The sequence below is a fragment of the Variovorax sp. EBFNA2 genome, assembly GCF_033802765.1.
Taxonomy (GTDB): Bacteria; Pseudomonadota; Gammaproteobacteria; order Burkholderiales; family Burkholderiaceae_C; genus Variovorax; species Variovorax paradoxus_H.
In genome coordinates, this window is record NZ_CP138496.1 from 3,777,759 (window position 1) to 3,797,999 (window position 20,241).

Here is a 20,241-nt window from a genome sequence, read left to right on the forward strand (position 1 = left end):
AAGTTCTTAGTCCTGCGATAGGCCAAGATCCGGAGTTCCGACCCCTTAGGCACCAAGTAACAATCTTCTTCTGAAGGCTCGAAAAAAATTCATCAGTCGGGGCAACGCTACTGATCACGCGCGCACGGCCGAGCGTTCTCATCGCGAAGCTCCGCCGAGCGACTTTCACGGCCTTTCCGCCTTGGCGATCTCAACGGACATCTGGTAGCTCACGCCCAGCCAGCGATTCGACAGCCGATCGATGGTGCCATCAGCGCGCATGTCCTTGACGGCCTTGCTCACGGCTTCACGCAAGGCTGGCTGATTCTTAGCCATGGCTGCGGCCGAGAGTTGATACGTGAGGATTGGGCCGACCTCCTTGATTGGCAGCTTGTTCACGGTGGCGTACTTCATGCCCCCGAAATGCGAGCTGATGAGCGCGTCGACGCGGCCGATGGCGAGATCGTTGAACACGAGTCCACCGTTGTCGTAAGTGACGATCTCGGACCCCAACAGATTTTCGCGAGACCATGATTCGTTGCTGGTGCCGGCGGTCACGCCAATGCGCTTGCCCTTCAGGTCGGGCCGGTCCTTGATGTCGTTGTTGGCAGTGCGCACGAAGATTCGGAAATCCTCCAGGCCGTATGCTGTGCTGAAGTCGACCTGTTTCTCGCGCTCGGCCGTTGGCGTGAGGTCGTTCATCACGAGGTCGTACTTGCCGGCCTTGAGCCCCTCGACGAAGTTCTTGAAAAGGTCGGCCACAAACTCGACCCGGGCCACGCCGATGCGCTTGGCCACTTCCTTCGCCACTTCGACGTCGTATCCCGCAGGCTGGTTCTTGTCGTCCAGCATGCTCCACGGCGGGCTGGCCTGTGTGTTCGCGATCCGGATCACGCCCGCTGCTCTCGCACTCGCGAGGATGTCACGCGGTTGCTGTTGTGCCCAAGCGGGCGTGGCCAGCACAGTGGCAATCGCCGAAGCGGCAACCAGTGTGCAGAGCAGTCTTCGATGCAGGGGGCGTGTTCGATTCATGTCGCGGTCCAGAGTTGTAGGTCGATCCAGTGGGCGCCATCTTGTCGCGCTGCACCGCCCTGCCGCAATCCGGCGTCGCTAGTTGCTCGATAAGCTGAACTTATGCACCAATCAGGGAAACTACTATCCCCTTTTAGGTGCCCTGCTGACCGCAGAGACCGGAGAGCGACCGAGGACCTCGCGCAATCGCTTGAAGTCCGCATCCAGCTGGATACGCATGACGCGCAGCAGTTCTTTGGCGTTGTCCGACAGCGGCATGCCGGGCCGAAACACAAGCAGCGAAGTCGCGGGAATGTCGAAGGCCATCGGCTTGAGCAGCAGGCCGCGCGACAGGTAGTCCAGGGCCATGACCGGATGCGCCATTCCCATGCCGACACCGTTCAGCGCGAACTCGCACACCGAGTTCGAATAAGGCGTCTCGATCACAGGCCGCAGGACCTTGCCCTGCGCCGCCAGCGCCTCCTCCAATGCGCGTCGTCCCACGTCTTCTGGATTGAGCGCAATGAACGGGTGCTCCGCCAGATCGTTGGCGTCGAGCACTTTTTTCCTGGCCAGCGGATGCTGCGCGTTCATGACGATGACGCCGCACACCGATGCGAAGGGCGAGTGCTCGAGGCCCGTCACCGACAACTCTTCCGCCATGAGGCCGAAGTCGAGTTGCCCGGCAGACACCTGCTGGTAGACCTCGCGCGAACTCATGACCTGGAACGACAGCTGGATCTGCCGCTTGTCGAGCCCGAACGCCGCGATGGCGCGCGGCATGAAGCCGGTGCCCAGCGCCGGGAGCGAGCCGATGGCCAGACGTCCGAGCCCGAACGACTTGAGGCTGCGGATGCGGTGCTCGATCATTTCCAGGCCAGTGAAGTAGCGGTCCACTTCCACCATCAGCGCCACGGCCTCCTGTGTCGGCACGAGCCGCCCCCGCACGCGCTCGAACAGGCGCAGTTCACAGGCCTGCTCGAACTTGCGCAGCGACTGACTCACCGCCGGTTGCGACACGCCCAGCAGGTTCGCAGCCTGGCTGGTAGTGCCGGCGCGCATCACCGCGCGAAAGACCTCGATGTCGCGCTTTTCCATCCATAACCTCCGTTTATCGAGCGAGTAATCCACGCTCTTGAGTTGATCGAACGCCTGACAAATACTCCAGCGCACCGAAAGACAACCTAACCTGGACGAATAGCATAGATGCAATCAATTGCCACAACTAATGACCAGTTCGAGAGCCTGTCGCCGCCGGTGATGCGCGCATCGACGGTCGTCTTCAAGACCTTCGACGACTTCGTCCAACGCAAAAGTCGGCAGCCCGACGGCTTCAGCTACGGCATCACCGGCACGCCGACGGCGCGAGGCCTCGAGAGAAAGATCGCGGCACTGGAGGGGGGGCGACATTGCGTCGTCACGCCTTCGGGGCAATCGGCACTGATGACCACTGTCATGGGCTTCGTGCGCGGCGGAGACCACTTGCTGGTATCGGCCGCGTGCTACGGCGCGCTCAAGTCCTTCGCGCTGAAGTGGCTCGCGCAAATGGATGTGGAGGTGGAGTTCTACCCGCCTGCCATCGGCGCGGAAATCGAATCGCTGATTCGTCCAAACACTCGAATGATCTGCATGGAGTCGCCCGGCACCGTGACCATGGAAATGCAGGACACGCCCGCCATCGCAGCGGTGGCGCGCCGCCGCGGCGTGCTCACGATGATGGACAACACCTGGGCCAGCCCACTGGGCTTCAGGCCGCTGGATCACGGCGTCGACTTCAGCATCGAGGCTGCGACCAAGTTCCTCGGCGGCCACTCCGACCTGCTGATGGGCAGCATCAGCATGAACGACCATGCACACTACGACGTGCTGCGCGAGACGCAAAGCATCCTCGGCCAGCAAGTGAGCCCGGACGACTGTTTCCTCGTGCTACGCGGACTGGAGACCCTCAAGTTGCGGCTCGAAGCCCAGAGCGCATCCACTCTGCGCGTGGCGCGGTGGCTGGCCGATCAACCCGAGGTGGAGCGGCTGCTGTACCCACCGCTTGAATCCGACCCCGGCCACGCCTTGTGGAAGCGCGATTTCCGCACCAATGGCTGCCTGTTCTCCCTGGTGCTCAAGCCCGGGCCCGAGCGCGCCTTCCATGGCTTCTTCGATTCGCTGAAGCAGTTCGTCATCGGCGCGAGCTGGGGCGGCGTGCACAGCCTGGCGGCCTACTATCCCGCGGCGTTGCAGGCCGGACGCGTGTTCCCTGCCACCGACCAGCCGGTGATCCGCCTGTCGATCGGGCTGGAGGACACCGACGACCTCATCGCCGACCTGGAGGCGGGGTTGGCGGGCTACGGCGCGCTGTTGCCCGCAGGTTGAGGAGGACAAGATGCTCGACCTGTTCCTAAGGGCATTGCCCTTGCTCGAGAAGGCGGTGCTGGTCACCCTCGGCCTCGGCCTGTCTGCATTCTTCTGTGGCTGCGTGCTGGGGCTGCTGATAGCGCTGGCGCGGATCTCTCCGTTTCGGCCATTGCGCTGGTTCGCCTTTTCGTACGTTTCGATCTTTCGCGGCACGCCGCTTCTGATACAGATCCTGCTGATCTACTTCGGTCTGCCGAGCTACGGCATCGTGATCTCTCCGATTCCCTCTGCGCTGCTTGCGCTGAGCCTGTTCGCCGCGGCCTACCTCAGTGAAAACTTCCGCTCCGGAATCATGGCCGTGGAAAAGGGCCAGTGGGAGGCTGCGTGGGCCATGGGCATGGGTTACTGGAAGACGCTGTTTCGCATCGTGTTGCCGCAGGCCTTCCGCATCGCCCTGCCCCCGGTGGGCAGCAGGCTCATCGGTCTCATGAAGGACACGTCGCTCGCATCGACCGTCACTGTCGTAGAGCTCACTCGCGTGGCCGAGCAGTTGGGCGCCACGACCTTTCGCTACATGGAGATGTTCCTCATCGTCGGAGCCATCTACTGGTTCATCAACCAGGTGCTCACCATCCTGCAGACCTGGCTCGAAAGCCATCTCTCGAAGCGCTACACATGAACACATCCTCCACTCACATCACTGCCCCGGTGCAGGTGCAAGGCCTGGCCAAGAGCTTCGGCGCGAACCACGTGCTTCGGCAGATCGATCTCACCGTGGCACGCGGTGAGGTCGTGGTCATCATGGGCCCCTCGGGTTCTGGCAAGACCACGCTGATCCGCTCACTCAACTTTCTGGAGATGCCCGACCGCGGCACCATCCGCATGTGCGGCATCGAGATTGGCGACGCGGGCCCGAAGCCTTCGGGGGACACCCGTCGCAAGATGCGCGAGATCCGCAAGAAGACCGCGATGGTGTTCCAGTCGTTCAACCTGTTCGGACACATGACGGCAGTGGAGAACGTGATCGAGGGAATGGTGTCGGTACAGGGCATCCGCAAATCGGCGGCGTTGCCACGCGGACTCGACCTGCTCGCGCAGGTCGGTCTCTTGGAGAAGGCCAACGAGTACCCGGGACGCCTTTCGGGCGGGCAGAAACAGCGCGTGGCCATCGCACGCGCCCTGGCCATGAACCCCGAGGTCATTCTCTTTGACGAGCCGACCTCCGCGCTCGATCCTGAGCTGCGCGGCGAGGTGCTCAAGGTGATGCGCGACCTTGCGGAAAAAGGCATGACGATGCTGGTCGTGACACACGAGACACGATTCGCGAAGGACGTCGCCGACCGCATCGTGTTCATGGAAGGCGGCGTGATCGCGGAAGACACGTCGCCCGATCATTTCTTCGGACCGTCCGCAAGCCAGCGCTCGCGAGATTTCCTTGGGTTGATCGAAGACTGATTGCCACACGCAGCAGGGCTGGAACGACCCAGCTGCGAAGGGAACTCAAGGCCCTCGGTCTGCGCGCGTTGACGTTTCGCAGTCAACGCGGCTTCTCACGGTCTCGCCTCGAACCGTGACTGAAGACTGTCACCACCGATTAAGAGATTGATGTGTTTGTTGCGTATCAGGCACCACTGTGCGTCCGTTCACGAGCCTACCGGCGCGCGCACCCCCTCCCTACGATCAACGGCATGCGGCCTTCTGCCGTGACCCGTGCCTGACAACCCCTGGGAGTTGAACGGCAACTTGCTGCCAGTCGCCTGGCAGATTAGGCCCGCGCAACCGGGCCGCCCTTTTGGAGATTCCGCCATGTCCCCCACAGATGACACCTTGCAACCCACGCGCGAGAAGCCGAAAGATCCGGTGCCCTCCCGTTACGCGCTGCGCATCGGCGATATCGACGCGCTGGTGGTCAGCGACGGCGTACTGCCGCTGCCCACCTCGACGATGGCCACCAACGCCGACCCGGCGGACCTGGCGAGCTGGCTGGACCAGATGTTCATGCCGCCCGACAAGTACGACTGGCCGCTGAACGTGATGGTGGCCCGCAGCGGCGACCAGACCATCCTCATCGACGCCGGCCTGGGCGGTCAGTTTCCGGGCTTTCCCCGGGCCGGGCAGTTTCCCCAGCGTCTGGCCGCGGCCGGCATCGAACTCGAGTCCGTCACCGACGTGATCTTCACCCACATGCACATGGACCACGTGGGCGGGCTGCTCGTTCCCGGCATCAAGGAACGCCTGCGCCCCGACGTCCGCATCCACGTGGCCAAGGCAGAGGTGGATTTCTGGATCTCGCCCGATTTCTCCCACACAGTGATGCCCAAGCCGGTGCCGGAGGTGCTGCGCTCGACTGCCAAGAGCTTCTACAACGAATACCGCGATCGCATCCAGACCTTCGAGGAGCACCGCGAAGTGGCACCAGGCGTGGTGGTCCGCCGTACCGGCGGCCACACACCAGGGCACAGCGTGGTCGACCTGGTGTCGGGCGGTGAGCGCCTGACGTTCGCCGGCGACGCCATGTTCCCGGTCGCGTTCGACCACCCTGACTGGCAGAACGGCTTCGAGCACGACCCGGAGAAAGCGGCCGAAGTTCGCATCGGCCTCCTGCGCGAAATGGCGCAGAACCGCGGGCTGCTGGTGGCCGCTCACCTGCCCTTCCCTTCCCTTGGCCGGGTGGCGATCGACGGGGACATCTTTCGCTGGGTTCCGATCATCTGGGACTACTGATCGCGGCCTGCGGCGCGCAAGCAGGCCGCCGGCCTGTTGCGCCGGATCGTCGATGCACAGAATTTTTCTTCTCTCTCGCGCTCTTCGCGAACGGGTACCTCAGCCGCACTGAGGGCGGAGCCACACATGACTCATCGCCTCAACTACATCAAGCAATCGCCCGAGCTCTTCAAGAAGCTGATCGAGTTCAGCACGCTCGTAGACAACGGCATCATCGAGCAGACGATTCGGGACCTCGTCGCCATCCGCGCCTCGCAGATCAACGGCTGCGCGTTCTGCCTCGACATGCACATCAAGGAAGCCAAGATCCACGGCGAACGCGAACTGCGCATTCACCATCTGGCCGCATGGCGCGAATCGACGCTGTTCGTTCCCCGCGAACGCGCGGCCCTGGCCTGGACCGAGGTGCTGACCAAGCTGCCCGAGCAGGGCGTGCCCGACGACATCTACGAGCGCGTGCGCACCCAGCTGTCGGAAAAAGAACTCTCGGAACTGACCTTCAGCGTCATGGCCATCAACGCATGGAACCGCGTGAACATCGCGTTCCAGACCGTGCCTGGATCGTCCGACAAGGCCTTCGGCCTGGACAAGGCCAACCTCTCCTGAGTTTCTTTCGCAGGCGTCGCCGCCGCTGGCGGTGCCGCTTGCTCTTCCTGCGCGATCCACCCCTCGCGCCGAAGACCGATGGCGTCTCGGGAGCACAGCCTCCTTCGCCCTCGATGGCTGCGCCTCGCAGACCATTCCCTTTTTCCCCGCTTCGAATTCCTTCTCTCGCCATCGCGGAGGCGCAGCCGTGCGTCTTTGAACAGCGCGCTTTCAATCGCACTCAAGCAGTGATACGGCGCCATTGATGCCACTGGCTCACTGCGGCGTTTCGCTCGAAAGGGCTACCGCATCGAACTGTCGAAACCTAGATTTGAGTGCAACAGATGCAGAACGCGCGAACCCGTTTTCCTCATCGCACGCTATGCCTGTCCATCCGCCGTCAACGGTTTTTCCGCCCGATGGCTCTCTCAAATTTTTGGAGCAGTTGATGACGAAAAGAATTCTCCTCGCGGCGCTGCTGGCCAGCCTCGCCACATCGATATCGATCTATGCGATCCACGCAGCCGGTGCTGTCGCGCCTGCGCCGGCGACGGTCGAGACTCCGGTCGCCAGCGCGTTCCATTCGCTCGATCAGTCGTATCCGGCGCCCCAGGAGCCTTTGGACCACACGCCGATCACGCCGACAGAAACAGTGGGTGCCGCGCCCTACGAGCCCTTCTGATCGATGTGTCTGCACGAACTCTGCCCCCCACGAAGAAAGCCCCCCATGTCCCTGATTGACCAAGAGCCCCCCGCGCGACGTCTCTTTCTACGCCAGATCGGCGGCGCTTCCAGCGTCGCAGCGCTTGCGGCGCCCGCACTGCTGAGCGGCCTCGGCAGCCCGCTCGCTTCGGCGCAGGGCAGCGCAACGCAGTCGACCGGTATCGCTCGCTCCACTGGCTACCTGTCGCTGGGCCCTCAGGAAGCCGCCTGCGTCGAGGCCCTCGTCAACGTGATGTGCCCGGCCGATGCAATGACACCGAATGGGGTCGACTGCGGCTTGCATCTGTACATCGATCACCAGCTGGCCGGTGGCTGGGGGCGTGGTGACCAGCTCTACCGACAAGGCCCTTGGCGCCCCGGCAAGCCGCAGCATGGCTACCAGTCGCCCCTCACACCCGGGCAGCACTTCAAGGCCGGTCTTGCGGTGCTGCGCCGCGCGGCCGGTCAACGCACCGGCAAGCCCATCGAGCAGCTCGAAGCCGGGCGGCTCGACGCCCTGCTGCAGGAGGTCTCTGCCGGCCAGGTGGATGACGAGCGCTATGCGCTCGGTGCCTGGTTCAACGACTTCTTCTATCCGCTGTTCGTTCAGGCCTGCTTTGCCGACCCGATGTACGGCGGCAACCGCGACAAGGCCTTTTGGCGCGCCGTTGGCTTTCCCGGCCTGCCCGCTTTTCACGGCCGGAACGTGGTCCAGTACCGCGGCCTGCCCTTCCCTGGCGCGGCCAAGCCGCAGTCGATCGATGACTTCAGCTGAAGGTCTGTTCCCATGACTCACAAACTTCCCAAACGCGCCGTCGTCTTCGTTGGCGGCGGCCTCACCGCCGGCTTGGCGGCGCGGCAGATGATGGATTCCGGCATCGACGTTCTGGTGCTCGAGCGCGGTGGAGATCTCGCCGGCAGTGCGGCCGCCACGTTGCCCAATCAGCGTGACGAACTGCGCTGGGCCGTGCGCAACAGCCTCGTGCAGAACTGGGCCAACGAGACCTACACATTGCGTCATTCAATCGGCGAGAGCGCGCTGCCGGTACGCCGCATGGAAGCCTTCCTTCCCGGCGAAGGCATGGGCGGCGCGGCCAATCACTGGAACGGACAGACCTGGCGCTGGGCCGAGTACGACCCGGCCCTGCGCACCCGGCTCGAGACGCGCTACGGCAAGGCGGCGATACCGCGCGAGATGACGGTGCAGGACTGGGGCGTCAGCTACGCGGAGATGGAGCCGTACCACGACCTGTTCGAGCAGCTCTTCGGCATCGCGGGGCAGGCCGGCAATGTCGGCGGGCAGCTGATCGAAGGCGGCAACCCCTTCGAGGCCCCCCGAAAACGCGACTTCCCGCAGCCCCCGCTCGAAATTCTCGAGTCGGGCCGCATCTTCAAGGCGGCCGCTCAACGCCTTGGCTACAAACCGTTTCCGTTGCCCGCCGCCAACTCGCCGCGCGCCTACACCAACCCCGATGGTGCAAGTCTCGCACCGTGCCAATACTGCGGCCATTGCGAGCGTTTCATCTGCGAGGCCAATGCAAAGGCCAGCCCGGCAGTGCTGCTGTATCCGCTGCTGCAGAAGCAACGCAGTTTCGAGGTCCGCCTTCACTCGCAGGTGACCGGGCTCGTCTACGACAAGCACGCCCGGCGCGTGACCGCCGTGCAGTTCATCGACCTGCAGACCGCGCAAACGTATGAGCAGCCGGCCGATGTCGTCGTGCTGTCCGGCTTCACCATGACCAACACCAAGCTTCTGCTCACGAGCGGCATCGGGCGCCCCTATGACCCGAAGACGGGCAAGGGTGTGGTCGGCAAGAACTTCTGCTACCAGGTGATGTCGTCGGTACCGGTGTTCTTCAAGGACCGGTTCATCAACCCGTTCATGGCGTCGGGCGCCTCGCAGATGGTGGTGGACGAGTTCAACGGCGACAACTTCGACCACGCAGGGCTCGGTTTCTTCGGCGGCGGCTACATCTACTCGAACGTGACGAACGGCCGCCCCATCAATTCCCGGCTCCACCCGGCCGGAACGCCCCGCTGGGGATCGGCGTGGAAGCAAGCCAACGCCGACTGGTATGCGCACGCCTTCAACGTCGCGGTGCACGGCAGCAACTACCCGCACAGCCAGAACTACCTCGACCTCGATCCGACGTACCGCGACGCGTACGGCCTGCCCCTGCTGCGCATGACCTTCAACTTTCACGAAAACGATCACCGAATGAGCGAGTACGTCACGAACAAGGCCGCCGGGATCGCGCGCGCCATGGGTGCCACCGCGGTCGGTGCACCGCAACCGCGGCAAGGCGACTTCGATACGCGCCAATACCAGACAACGCACACCACGGGGGGAACGGTCATGGGCGCCGACCCCGCAACGAGCGTGGTGTCGCCGCGACTTCAGCACTGGGATGCGCAGAACCTCTTCGTGGTTGGCGCCTCTGTGTACGCACACAACGCGGGATACAACCCCACGGGTCCGCTCGCGGCATTGGCGCTGCGCCTGGGCGACGACCTGGTGCGCTATGCGAAGCAGCCGCGCATGCTTTGAGGAGACTGAGATGCGAACACTCCTGCTCACCGCCTGCGCCGCAGCTTTCATGAACCTGGCGCATGGCCAAGCGGCCGTGCAGCCGCCCAAGACATGGACGACCTGTGCGGCATGCCATACAGCGCAAGGCGCGGCCGCCATCGGGCCGCCACTGGCCGGCGTGGTGGGCCGAAAGGCCGGCTCGTCGCCGGGGTTCGGCTACAGCCGAGCCATGAAGAACGCACAGATCACCTGGGACGACAAATCCTTGGCGGCCTTTCTCAGCGATCCGCAGCAAGCCGTGCCGGGCAACCGGATGCCTTTTGCGGGCGTCCCCGATGCCGGCGAGGTCGCGGAACTCGTCAGGTATTTGAAGACGCTGCGATAGCGGACAACTGCCCGGCGGCCGACGCCTTGCACGCCGGGCACACCTTCGGTCGGCTGTCACAGCGCCTTGATCGACGGAGTGAAGCGGGTCTGCGCAGTGCCAGAGCCGAATCCAAGCGGCCGCTTCGCACCGCATGCCCCTATGGCCCATGGGCAGCAGGGCCTAGGCCGATGCCGCGCAGCCTCCGGCTACGATCAAACGGATACTTGAGTCTCTGCCCATGGAAACCGTCGACCCGATCCGCCTTCCCAGTCAACCGCCTTGCGACGCGCGCGCCGAGCCGGCGACGACGTGAGGTGGCCCGTACCCCATCATTCAAATGAAGCCCGAGGAGTCACCTGACCTGGCGTCGGCAGAAGTCCGGTGGTACTTCGGCGTTTTCGTTCTCTGGGAGGCGCAGCGCCGACTCGAGCGCGCCGGCGAGGCCGTGCGGCTGGGGCCGCGCTCTTTCGATCTGCTGCTGCAACTGATCAAGCGCGCCGGCGAATTCGTGAGCAAGGTCGACCTGCTTGCGGCAGTCTGGGCGGGCGTGGTGGTCGAAGAGGCCAGCGTGCGCGTCCACATGTCCACGCTGCGCAAGGCACTGGGAGAGCCGGGTGGGAGCGACGAATGCAAGGAGTGGATCTCCAACATTCCGCTGCGCGGCTACCGCTTCAATGGACGTGTCCGACGCGAGGCTAGCGGCATCTTGACCAGGCCCGCGGCACCACCGCCCGATCCCGGTTTCACACCGCTGCCGGTTCGGCTGACCGAACTTGTCGGTCGCGAAGCCGATGTGGCGAACGCTCTCGAATCGCTCGCAGCCCACCGGCTGGTCACGATCGCAGGCACGGGCGGCATCGGCAAGACCCGGCTCGCGATCCACGTGGCGCAGAACCATCAGCACCGGCACGGCACGGAGATCGCCTTCATCGATCTGTCGTCGCTGATTTCCCAGGATCACGTGCTCGGCACGTTGGCACGCGCCGTGGGGGTGCCGGCCGACCTGCCGAACATCGTCGAAGCCATCACACAGCGGCTGGCGGGGCGCGCCGTGCTGTTGTTGATCGACAACTGCGAGCACGTGGTGGATTCACTGGCGCCGCCGATCGACGGCCTGCTTTCCGTGCTCCCCGGCTTGCGCATCCTCGCGACCAGCCGTGAGGCGCTTCGCGTAGCGGGCGAGTATGTCTTCCGATTGCCCGCGCTCGCAATTCCGGACGTCGAGCAGATTTCGCTCTCGCAGGCGCTGCACTGGCCCTCCGTCGAATTGCTTGTCGAGCGGGCCAAGGCCGCAGGTGCGGGTGCGTTCGACGAATCGCACGGTCCCCTGTTGGCCCAGATCACCAGACAGGTCGACGGCATTCCCCTGGCAATCGAACTGGTGGCCGCGCGCCTGGGCGTCCAACCGGTCGCCGATCTGGCGCGCAGGCTCGACGACCACATGCGCCTCTATGCCTTCAGCCGCGCCGCGCTTGCACGACACCGAACGCTCGCCGCTGCCCTGGACTGGAGCATCGCGCTGCTCAGCGATACCGAACTGCGGCTCTTTCGCTGGCTGTCGGTGTTCCGGGGCCGTTTCGATGTCGAGTCCGCGCTCGGCGTGAGCGCCGGCGGCATGGACACCGAGGTGGCATTCGACGCACTGATCTCGCTGGTCAACAAGTCGCTGGTCTTCTTCGACAGCAGCGACCCTGTCGCGCCCTACCGGCTGCTGGACACGACGCGAAGCTATGCCGCCGCGCTGCTCGCGCAGAGCGACGAACGGCCGGCGTTGCTGCGGCGCCATGCGATGCTCATGCGCGATCTCATGAAGGCCGCGGCGGCGGAGCTTTCGGACCTGACCGAAGAGGCTTGGGCCGATCGCTATGCGCACCGCCTGGACGACGTGCGCTTTGCACTCGAAGTCTGCCTCACGCAGCAACCCGACACGAAGATGGCCGCCTCTCTGGTGACGGCTTCCGCGCCCTTGTGGTTTCACCTGGCCCAGGTTGTGGAGTACCGCGACCGGGTCTCGGCAGCGCTAGCGCTGGTCGATCGGCAACCCACGCGCGACACGGAAACGGCGACCTGGTTGAACACGGCGCTGGTCAGTGCCCTGCTCCACACCGGCAGGTCCTCGCCTGAGCTGGAGGCTGCCGCGGACCAAGCCCTGGCCGGCGCGCTTGCCGTCAAGATCCCCGTGCTGGAACTGCAAGCTCGTTGGGGCCGGTGCACGCACGACATGTTCCGCGGGGAGTATTCGGCGGCCCTGGATCAGGCCCACACTCTCATGGCGGCCGCGCAATCCTGGTCCGACCCTGCGGCGCTCAATCTCGCTCACCGCGTGATGGCGATGGCGAACCACTTTTGCGGCCACTTTGGTGTGGCAAGACTGCACAGCGAAGCCTCCGTGCGCGTGGGCGGCGGCCTCGGCCATGCCCGGGCCAACATGGTGGGAGTGAACGCCATCGTTGCGGCAAAAGCCATGCTGAGCCGAACGCTTTGGGTGCAAGGGGAAACGGCCAAGGCCCTCGAAGAGGCCAGCGACGCGGTGGACCGCGCGCAAGCGGCCGGAAAGTCCGTCTCTTTGTGCTCCGCGCTGTATGGCGCCTGCCCGGTTGCGCTGTGGGCCGGCGAACTCGAGCTTGCCGCTCAATGGATCCATTTGATGACGGACGAAGCACAGCGCAAGGGCCTGGTGGGCTGGCTGCGCTATGCCGAGTGGTTCTCCCAGGGGCTGCAGTTGGGCATCGCGCCGGACCGGGACCTGTACGTGCGCGAGGTGGCCGGCCAGCTCGCGACCTATGACGCGCCCCACCGGGAGATGCTCGCGACCTTCTGCGTCGACTGGGTCGACGACGAGATGATCGAGCGCGTCTCGCGCGGAGGCAGTCCATGGGTCGCCGCGGAAGTCTGGCGCGCTGCCGGGTGGCGCGCGGCGCACAACGCTGCGCCCGACGAGGCCGAGGTCTTCTACCTGCGGGCCATCGAAACCGCCAGGCGACAGGGCGCCGTCGCCTGGGAACAGCGCGCCTCACTGGCACGGACCCGCCCGCCGGAGGCGCGATCCGTTCAACGCTGACACGTCCGGGCGCGAAATGCTTCCAGCGTCTGCGCCGCACGCAACTCCCAGGCAAGTGCGCCTTGCGAACGTGCAAGGGCATGGGCCTGTAGATAAAGCGTCTCGGCTTCGGCATCGTTGCCCTGCAGTTCCATGCGCCGCCCGGCAGCACGGCAAACCTCGGCAGCACTCCACTGGCCTTCGCCCTGCTCTGCGCGAGCCACCAATCGATCGTCCACCCACCGGTCGCAGAACGTGACCATCATTTCCCTGCGGGGTTCGTCCATGGCCAGGACCTTTGCCGCAACGGCATCGATGTGCGCGCCGACGTCGTCGACCTCGCCGAGCTTCATGGCGTCGGCGTAGCAAAGGGCCCAGTCGTGCCAGTAGGCGAAGCCCTTGGAACGGGTCTGCTGCAGCATCGTGTCGACCCAGGCGCGCGCTGCCCGCCATTCGCCGGCCCATATGGCCATCGGACAGATCCAGAAGAGCGCAACGCACAGGGACAGCGCGTGCTCCAGCGCCTGCGCCTCCTGCACACACCGGATGGCAGTGGCCATGGCAAGACGGCTCTCGCCCTGGATCCACAGCGTCCTGGCAAGAATGGCCAAGGCGGTGGTGCGTGCGTCGGGCTGGAACGCGTTGACATGGTTGCGCCGGATCGCGTCGTCCGCGTCCGCCGCCGCTTCCGCGTGCATCCTGGCCTGGGCGAACACGCCGCAGAAGTGACTGGCGAGCGCCAGCATGCGGTGCGAGAGATTGCGTGTCACCGCGTTGGTCGAGTGGCTCGCGAACTCGCTCAGGATCTGCGCATGCTGCAACGCCGGCGGGTACGCGCCGCGCGTGACGTTCAGCGCACAAAGGCCCCACCGAGCCTGGAATTCAAGCGTCTTCATCCTGAATTCCAGCGCGCAACCCAGCGCCCGCTCGCACGCCTGCGTCATCTCCGACACCGTGCCGCCGGTGTGCCACAGCGCGTTGTAGAGCGCGATCTCCAGCCGCCCGGCCGTCAGGCGGTCAGGTACCTTCAGCGCATCGACGTGATCCAGTGCCGCGCGAACCCGATCCCGGTATTCACTGACCTCAGACAGGCGGAACCACAGCGGTGCGGACGCGACGGTGAGCGCTCCGGCGATCGTCATGTCGTCGTGGTGGCCGATACACGCATCCAGCGCCGCACGAACGTCGTCCAGGGAGCCGCGGTAGCGCTGCGTCCAGGCATCGGCGTCCAGCGACGCGAGCTCCGCGGTGGCAATGCCCATGAGGTCCAGCATGAAAAGGGCGTGGCTTTTCGACACCGCGTCTTTCTCGCCCGCCCGCACGAGCAGCGCGTGCGCGTAGCTGCGGGTGGTGTCAAGCAGGCGGTAGGGCGAGTCCGCGGCCTGATCGGTGTCGTAGACGACGAGCGACTTGCTGGCCAGGCTCAGCAACGCGTCGGACGCCACGTCCGGGTCCAGCGCACTGGCTGCCACGCTCAGCGCCGCCGCGACGCCGAAGTAAGCACGAAACACGGACAACCTGCGAAACAGGAGCAGCTCGGCATCGCCCAGCAGGCCGATGCTCCAGTCCAGCGTCGCAGCCAGCGTGCGTTGTCTTGCCAGCACAGCCCGCCCGGCCGTCGAATGCAAGCGCATGTGATCGTCGAGCCTGAATGCCAGCTCGCTCACGGGTTGTGAGCCCAGGCGAGCCGCGACCAACTCGATCGCCAGTGGGATGCCGTCCACCTGCTGGCAGATCCGGATCAACGGACCGCTGCTCGCGTCGTCGAATCCGCGCGCGCCCGCGGCCTCCGCCCTTTCGATGAGCAACTGCACCGCCGGCGAGCGCAACGCATGCGCCAGGGAAATGGGCGGGGACTGCTCGACCGCCAGGGGCATCAAGCGAAAGACATGTTCGCCCCCCACGCGAAGCACCTCGCGGCTGGTGGCAAGAACCTGCAACCCGGGCAACGCGGCGAGGAATCTACCCAGGAGCGGCGACAGCCTCTCGATGACATGTTCGCAGTTGTCCACGAGCAGCAGCGTCGCCCGCCCTTCGAGGCGTTGGACCATGGCTTCCTCGATGTCCGGCACACCGCCTCGCACGCCGATGGCGCGCGCCATGGTCGTCAGCACGTGGTCCTGCGAAGTCAGCGGCGCGAGATCGACGAAGCAGACCTGGGCGTGCGGCGGCCTTTCCGGATAGCGCGCGGCCACGCAGATGGCAACGCTGGTCTTGCCCACGCCGCCGGGTCCGGCGACCGTGACCAGCCTGCTCGCCGCAAGCATGCCGAGCAGGCGCTCGACCTCCGCCTCGCGTCCCACGAGCCTGGAGAAGCGAGCGGGCAACCCGGCCGGCGCATCTCCCGGCGACGCATGGGCTACTTGCGTCACGGCAGCGGTCGGCACGAACTCGCCGTGCACCCGCCCCAGGAAGCGATAGCCGCGCAATGGGATGTTGGCGATCCATTCCAGGCACCCGTCCTGAGCACCGGGCCGACCCAGGGCCTTGCGCAGGATCGACATATGGACGCGAACGCTCGCCTCCTCGACCACCGTGTCAGGCCAGACCGCCGCGAGCAGCTCATCCTTGCCGATCACTTCGCCGGCGCGACCCACGAGCGCGACCAGCAGTCCGAGGGCACGCGATCCGAGCCGCACTGGCTGGCCGTCGCGCTCGAGCCTTGGCTCGGCTTCCGACAGGGCGAAGGCACCGAAGCGCCACCGGCGACTCTCAGACACGGACCAGCCCGCGCTGTGTCGCCTTCACGGCCACCTGCACCCTCGAGCCGACATGCAGCTTCTCGCAGATTCTGGAGACGTGTGCCTTGACGGTGGTGGCGGAAATGTCCAGCTTGCGAGCGATGCGCTTGTTGCAATCGCCGTTCACCAGGAAGCGCAGCACGTCTTCCTCCCGGGCGGTGAAGCCCGTGCGCGGGGCGCCGTGCCTGAAAAGCGTCTTCGTGCGCTTGCACAGGTAGAGAGGACCTCCTCGTGCCACCTGGCGGATGGCCTCCATCAGCTCGGCCGGGTCCGCGTCCTGGCGCAGATAGCCGCGCGCCCCGCTGGCGAGCGCCTGCATGACCTGCCCTTCCTTGTCCCGCCGCGTCACGACGATGACGCGCGGCGCATGCAGGCCGCCGGCCACGCCCGTCGGATCCGATGCCGACGCCGACGCCGAGGCCGAAGCAAGCAGGCTCAGTGCGCAGGCGTGGTCAGCCACGACCACGTCCACAACGCCCTCGTCGGGCCCGCCCCCCGCCGGCACGTGCAACCCCGGTTCCTGGTCGATGAGCGCGACGAGACCGGCCATGACGAGCGGGTCACCATGGCACACACGCACAGACAGATCGATGGAGCCGATCATGGCGATGCCTCCAGCAGCAGGCCGCGGCGAAAGGCTTCGCCGATCGCGGCGATCCGCGTCGGCTTCTGGAGCTTGCGCAGGATCGCCTTCACATGGGTCTTGACGGTGCCTTCGCCGATGCTCAGGCGCCGGCCGATGTCCTTGTTGGCCAGGCCCTGCGCCATGAGATGGAGCACCTCGAATTCACGGGCGGTCGGCGCGGCGGACGAGAAATTGTCCAGCAACTGGTCGGCCACCGGGCAGGACAGGTACCTGCGTCCCCCTGCAACGCAGCGCACCGCGTCCGAGAGTTCCTCGACCGAGCAATCATGCAGAAGGTAGCCGCGCACGCCGGCGTCCACGGCGCGGCGAATCTGCCATCCGGTGCTCTGGTCCGTGACCACAAGGAAAGACCTCGGCCCGGAGCCGCCCCGGCCAGGAGGGACATTCGTTGCCCTGTGAACGCCGGTTGCGTAATCCGTGACGAGCACGTCGACAGCGTCGCCGCCGCCATCGAGGTCGGGGAGGCCCGATTGAACGACGAAGTCAGCACGGGAGCGCAGCAGCGATGCGATGCCGGCGGCCACGTAGGGGTCTCGGTGCGCGACCGCCACATGGATCGGCCTGGCCTGGGTAGGCGCGGTCATGGGCTTCAATTCCTTCTGGAAGTCATGGGTGAAAGTCTGTGCAGTTGGCAGTCGCGCCGCCAGTTAAACCGTGTCAAGCCTTGTTAAGGGTCCGGATGCGCCAGGGCCTGCGCGACGGCGCCCCGGGTGACGGGAGCCTGCGGTTGCAGCGCGCCCCGGCAGCGCCCGAGCGCACCGCAGAGCAAGGCGACGGCACTCCCGCTCGTTGGCTGCTGCGACTCGGAGGCGGCGATCACCGCACCTGCGGCGACCGCGACCGTCACGATCACGGCGCTGGCAACGTTCTTGAGCCATTCCAACCAGACGCGGCGAGGAGGCAGCGAGACCTTCATTGGTATGCAAGCGCCAGGACACGAGCGGCGCGCAGCCTCAGGGCTGTGCCTTAGCGACCGCGTCTGCGGCTTCGGCGATCAGCCGGGTCACGAGCTTCGGCCGCGAAATCATGACCACGTGGGAAGCACCCTTGACCACGACCGTCTTCATCGACTTCGCACGCTCGGCCATGAAGGCCTGCGCGGCAGCCGGAATGTTCTTGTCTTGGTCGCCGTAGATGAACCAGGAGGGCAGGTTCTTCCACGCGGCAGCAGGCGACGCTTCGCCCAGGGCGCCCTCTGTGATGGGGCGTTGCGACACAGCCATCAACCGGGCAAGCGCCGGTGGCACATCTTCGGCGAATTGCTTGCTGAACTTCTCCTGCTGGATGTAGAGGTCCTTGGCGCCCTCCGGCAGGAGCACCGGTGCAGCCAGCGCCGAGCCGAGCGTGCTGCCGGGAAACTTGCCCGACAAGTCGGCCGCCGATTCACCAACCTCGGGGGCGAATGCAGCGACGAAGACCAGGCCCTGGACATTGGGCTTTCCCACCGCCGCAGCGGAAATCACCAACCCGCCATACGAATGTCCGACCAGCACGACGGGCCCAGGGATCGACCCCACGAGGGCTGCAACGTAGTCCGCGTCGGACTTCACGCCGCGAAGCGGATTGGCGACCGCGACAACGGGAAAGCTGCGCGCACGAAGGTCGCGCGCCACGTCGTTCCAGCTGGCCGATTCGGCGAAGGCGCCGTGGACCAGCACGACAGTGGGTTTTGCCGGCGCGCCCGATGTGGCCGCGCTTGCAGGTGCCGACAGGTGCAGCGACAGGATGCCGATGGCTGTGAATGCGCTTGCGAGTTTGGAAAAATTCTTCATGCTGATGTCCTTTGATGAATGAATGGCCTGACTTGAAAAAAGCGCATCCCTTGCGGGATGCATCGCGAGCGACAGGTCCAGGCGTTGGCCTTCGTTCGTTCTGAAAATCGGGCAGCGGCAATGAGCGGGGCTCAACATGCGCCGGAAATGTGGCTTCTGTGCGCATGGGCGCTGGCGCACGCCGGCGCAGGGTTGGCCTGGCGGGCGGCGGCTGCGGAGCAGATGTCATGCACGGGCGGTGTGGCACCGATGGCCGCGGTCGCAAATCGCAGTTCCGCGTGCGCCGCCTCACCGGCGGCGACCGCGCAGGCGGCCACGATGGCCAGCAGCGAGATACTCATATACCCCGCGCTCCAGATTCGGTCGATCGCGCCTCGCGGCGCAGCCTCCGCGGCCGCCTGCAGGGACTGCGCTCGCGCCTTGAGCGTGCGGCGTGTCGCGCCTGATGGCGCGCAGGAATGAATGCGCTGCGTCATGGTGACTCCTCAAGGGCGTGATTGCCCTGACCTCAGGACGGCTGGGCTCCGGTTCGCGAACATCGCGGCACGGCTCAAATGCTAGTTTTCGCATCTCGGTTGCGGTAGGCATGCCGCAGGTACTGCCGTGTTGCATGCCCGGCATCAATGTGCGGCGCACCGTCAGGCGCGTCGATGAAGAGGAAGCCACACGTTGAACTCGGCGCCGCGTCCGGGTCCCGCGGACGTCGCCTTCACGAAACCACCATGGGCGACCGCCAGACCGTGAACCAGCGCCAGACCGATGCCCAGCCCACCGCGCGAGCCGCCGTCCCCCGTGCCGGCTTGGCTGAACAGGCCGAAGACATGCGGAAGGAACTCACGCGCGATGCCGCAACCACTGTCCGCCACCGCGAGACGGGCGAAGCCATCTTCGGAAGAAAGGCGCACCTGAACCTCCGCGCCCTCGGGTGAGAACTTCATCGCGTTGTCCAGCAGGTTGCCCACGACCTGCTCCAGCCGCACCGAGTCGGCATGGCAGATCAACGGATCGGCCGTCTGCATCTGCGCGCGCAAGCGCCCCGAGGACCAGCGCGCACCGAAGGCGGTGACAAGGTCCAGCGCGAGGGCGCCGAAGTCGACCTCCGCGCGGCGCAGCGCCAGCTTGCCCGTTCGCAGGCGCGAGAAATCGAGCAGGTCGTCGATGAGCCGCGTCTGGCTTTCGATGGCGCGCTGCATCGCCTGAGCGATGCGCTGCAGTTGCGAGGGCTCCGCGGATGCAGGCAGGCGCTGCAGCAGGCTGGCGTTCATCTGAATGACATTCAGAGGCTGCCTGAGTTCGTGCGAGATGACGGCCAGCGCCCGGTCCCGGATCGTGCAGCGCAAGCCCGTTGCGGCTCGAACGTCGTGCGGGGTCTGAAGGGCGGATTGCGCGCCCTCGGTGTGATAAAGGTTCACGAGAAATCCGTGCTTCTTGATGCGGCCGCCCCGGATTCATCGCGGCGGGGGGCCTCTGTGACGAACGATGTTGTTCTCTGGTTTTTCGCGATGACACCGATCGTAGGCAGCCGCATCTCCTCGCAGAAGGGCGCTGCGGTGGCGCACCGTGTTGCCGGCGGAACACCAATCGGCGAGAGCCGGCGCGGTACATCGTTCGCGATCTCAGGACGCTTCGTTCACCCGAACCGGGTTCCTGAACGGCCCCTCATCGCGTCCAATCGCCCCGACATCGCCGACGGCGGTGATTGCTGCCCATGCAAAGCGCACATCGCGATCCCTGTCACAAACCGCCGGGGCTGGCCGTCTTGCATATCGAAGGGGGCTCATCCCTGCCGGTAGTCAGT

The 20,241-nt window shown here is 65.5% G+C and carries 19 protein-coding genes; 10 read left to right on the forward strand and 9 right to left on the reverse strand.

Going from position 1 to position 20,241, the window contains the following annotated elements:
- Positions 1 to 165: 165 nt before the first annotated feature.
- A complete protein-coding gene (locus tag RZE79_RS17895) occupies positions 166 to 1,011 on the reverse strand; it encodes a transporter substrate-binding domain-containing protein (RefSeq protein ID WP_319355681.1) in 846 nt (281 codons plus the stop codon).
- A gap of 123 nt (positions 1,012 to 1,134) precedes the next feature.
- Positions 1,135 to 2,088, reverse strand: coding sequence for a LysR substrate-binding domain-containing protein (locus RZE79_RS17900; protein ID WP_319361213.1), 954 nt, complete (start codon positions 2,086 to 2,088; stop codon positions 1,135 to 1,137).
- Between the two features lie 108 nt (positions 2,089 to 2,196).
- On the opposite strand from RZE79_RS17900, the gene metC reads away from it, so the two are divergent.
- The 10 genes from metC (at position 2,197) to RZE79_RS17950 (ending at position 13,305) form a co-directional block, all read left to right on the forward strand.
- Positions 2,197 to 3,354, forward strand: coding sequence for a cystathionine beta-lyase (metC, locus tag RZE79_RS17905; protein ID WP_319355683.1), 1,158 nt, complete (start codon positions 2,197 to 2,199; stop codon positions 3,352 to 3,354).
- 10 nt (positions 3,355 to 3,364) lie between these two features.
- Complete coding sequence (locus RZE79_RS17910; protein WP_192195787.1) at positions 3,365 to 4,015, forward strand: amino acid ABC transporter permease; 651 nt, start codon at positions 3,365 to 3,367, stop codon at positions 4,013 to 4,015.
- A complete protein-coding gene (locus RZE79_RS17915; protein WP_319355685.1) occupies positions 4,012 to 4,791 on the forward strand; it encodes an amino acid ABC transporter ATP-binding protein in 780 nt (259 codons plus the stop codon). The genes RZE79_RS17910 and RZE79_RS17915 overlap by 4 nt, the downstream gene beginning before the upstream one ends.
- A gap of 351 nt (positions 4,792 to 5,142) precedes the next feature.
- Positions 5,143 to 6,060 carry an MBL fold metallo-hydrolase gene (locus tag RZE79_RS17920; protein ID WP_319355686.1) on the forward strand — a complete coding sequence of 306 codons (918 nt, stop codon included), beginning with the start codon at positions 5,143 to 5,145 and terminating at the stop codon, positions 6,058 to 6,060.
- A gap of 126 nt (positions 6,061 to 6,186) precedes the next feature.
- Positions 6,187 to 6,666 (forward strand): carboxymuconolactone decarboxylase family protein, encoded by a 480-nt coding sequence (locus tag RZE79_RS17925; RefSeq protein WP_192195784.1) that lies wholly within the window; start codon positions 6,187 to 6,189, stop codon positions 6,664 to 6,666.
- 361 nt (positions 6,667 to 7,027) lie between these two features.
- Positions 7,028 to 7,327, forward strand: a complete 300-nt coding sequence (locus tag RZE79_RS17930) for a hypothetical protein (protein WP_319355688.1) — start codon at positions 7,028 to 7,030, stop codon at positions 7,325 to 7,327.
- Positions 7,328 to 7,372: 45 nt separating this feature from the next.
- A complete protein-coding gene (locus RZE79_RS17935) occupies positions 7,373 to 8,122 on the forward strand; it encodes a gluconate 2-dehydrogenase subunit 3 family protein (RefSeq protein WP_319355690.1) in 750 nt (249 codons plus the stop codon).
- Between the two features lie 12 nt (positions 8,123 to 8,134).
- Positions 8,135 to 9,895 carry a GMC family oxidoreductase gene (locus tag RZE79_RS17940; protein ID WP_319355691.1) on the forward strand — a complete coding sequence of 587 codons (1,761 nt, stop codon included), beginning with the start codon at positions 8,135 to 8,137 and terminating at the stop codon, positions 9,893 to 9,895.
- Between the two features lie 10 nt (positions 9,896 to 9,905).
- Positions 9,906 to 10,262: a cytochrome c family protein gene (locus RZE79_RS17945; protein WP_232073229.1), complete on the forward strand. Its 357-nt coding sequence runs from the start codon at positions 9,906 to 9,908 to the stop codon at positions 10,260 to 10,262.
- Positions 10,263 to 10,581: 319 nt separating this feature from the next.
- The gene (locus RZE79_RS17950; protein WP_319355693.1) at positions 10,582 to 13,305 is read left to right on the forward strand and encodes a winged helix-turn-helix domain-containing protein; all 2,724 of its coding nucleotides are present in this window, start codon (positions 10,582 to 10,584) and stop codon (positions 13,303 to 13,305) included.
- Here the strand turns inward: RZE79_RS17950 and RZE79_RS17955 are convergent.
- From RZE79_RS17955 to RZE79_RS17985, 7 genes are all read right to left on the reverse strand, one after another.
- The gene (locus RZE79_RS17955; RefSeq protein ID WP_319355694.1) at positions 13,296 to 16,004 is read right to left on the reverse strand and encodes a winged helix-turn-helix domain-containing protein; all 2,709 of its coding nucleotides are present in this window, start codon (positions 16,002 to 16,004) and stop codon (positions 13,296 to 13,298) included. The two genes, RZE79_RS17950 and RZE79_RS17955, sit on opposite strands and share 10 nt — an antisense overlap.
- Complete coding sequence (locus RZE79_RS17960) at positions 15,997 to 16,629, reverse strand: response regulator transcription factor (RefSeq protein ID WP_319355696.1); 633 nt, start codon at positions 16,627 to 16,629, stop codon at positions 15,997 to 15,999. Before RZE79_RS17960 ends, RZE79_RS17955 begins: the two co-directional genes overlap by 8 nt.
- On the reverse strand, positions 16,626 to 17,255 hold the full coding sequence (locus RZE79_RS17965; RefSeq protein ID WP_319355697.1) for a response regulator transcription factor: 630 nt from the start codon (positions 17,253 to 17,255) through the stop codon (positions 16,626 to 16,628). Before RZE79_RS17965 ends, RZE79_RS17960 begins: the two co-directional genes overlap by 4 nt.
- A gap of 83 nt (positions 17,256 to 17,338) precedes the next feature.
- Positions 17,339 to 17,587: a hypothetical protein gene (locus RZE79_RS17970; RefSeq protein ID WP_192195778.1), complete on the reverse strand. Its 249-nt coding sequence runs from the start codon at positions 17,585 to 17,587 to the stop codon at positions 17,339 to 17,341.
- Between the two features lie 37 nt (positions 17,588 to 17,624).
- Entirely contained in the window at positions 17,625 to 18,581 is a 957-nt protein-coding gene (locus RZE79_RS17975) for an alpha/beta hydrolase (RefSeq protein ID WP_319355700.1), read from the reverse strand.
- Entirely contained in the window at positions 18,575 to 18,919 is a 345-nt protein-coding gene (locus tag RZE79_RS17980) for a hypothetical protein (protein ID WP_319355701.1), read from the reverse strand. The genes RZE79_RS17975 and RZE79_RS17980 overlap by 7 nt, the downstream gene beginning before the upstream one ends.
- A 162-nt stretch (positions 18,920 to 19,081) precedes the next feature.
- On the reverse strand, positions 19,082 to 19,855 hold the full coding sequence (locus tag RZE79_RS17985) for a HAMP domain-containing sensor histidine kinase (RefSeq protein WP_319355703.1): 774 nt from the start codon (positions 19,853 to 19,855) through the stop codon (positions 19,082 to 19,084).
- Positions 19,856 to 20,241: the final 386 nt, after the last annotated feature.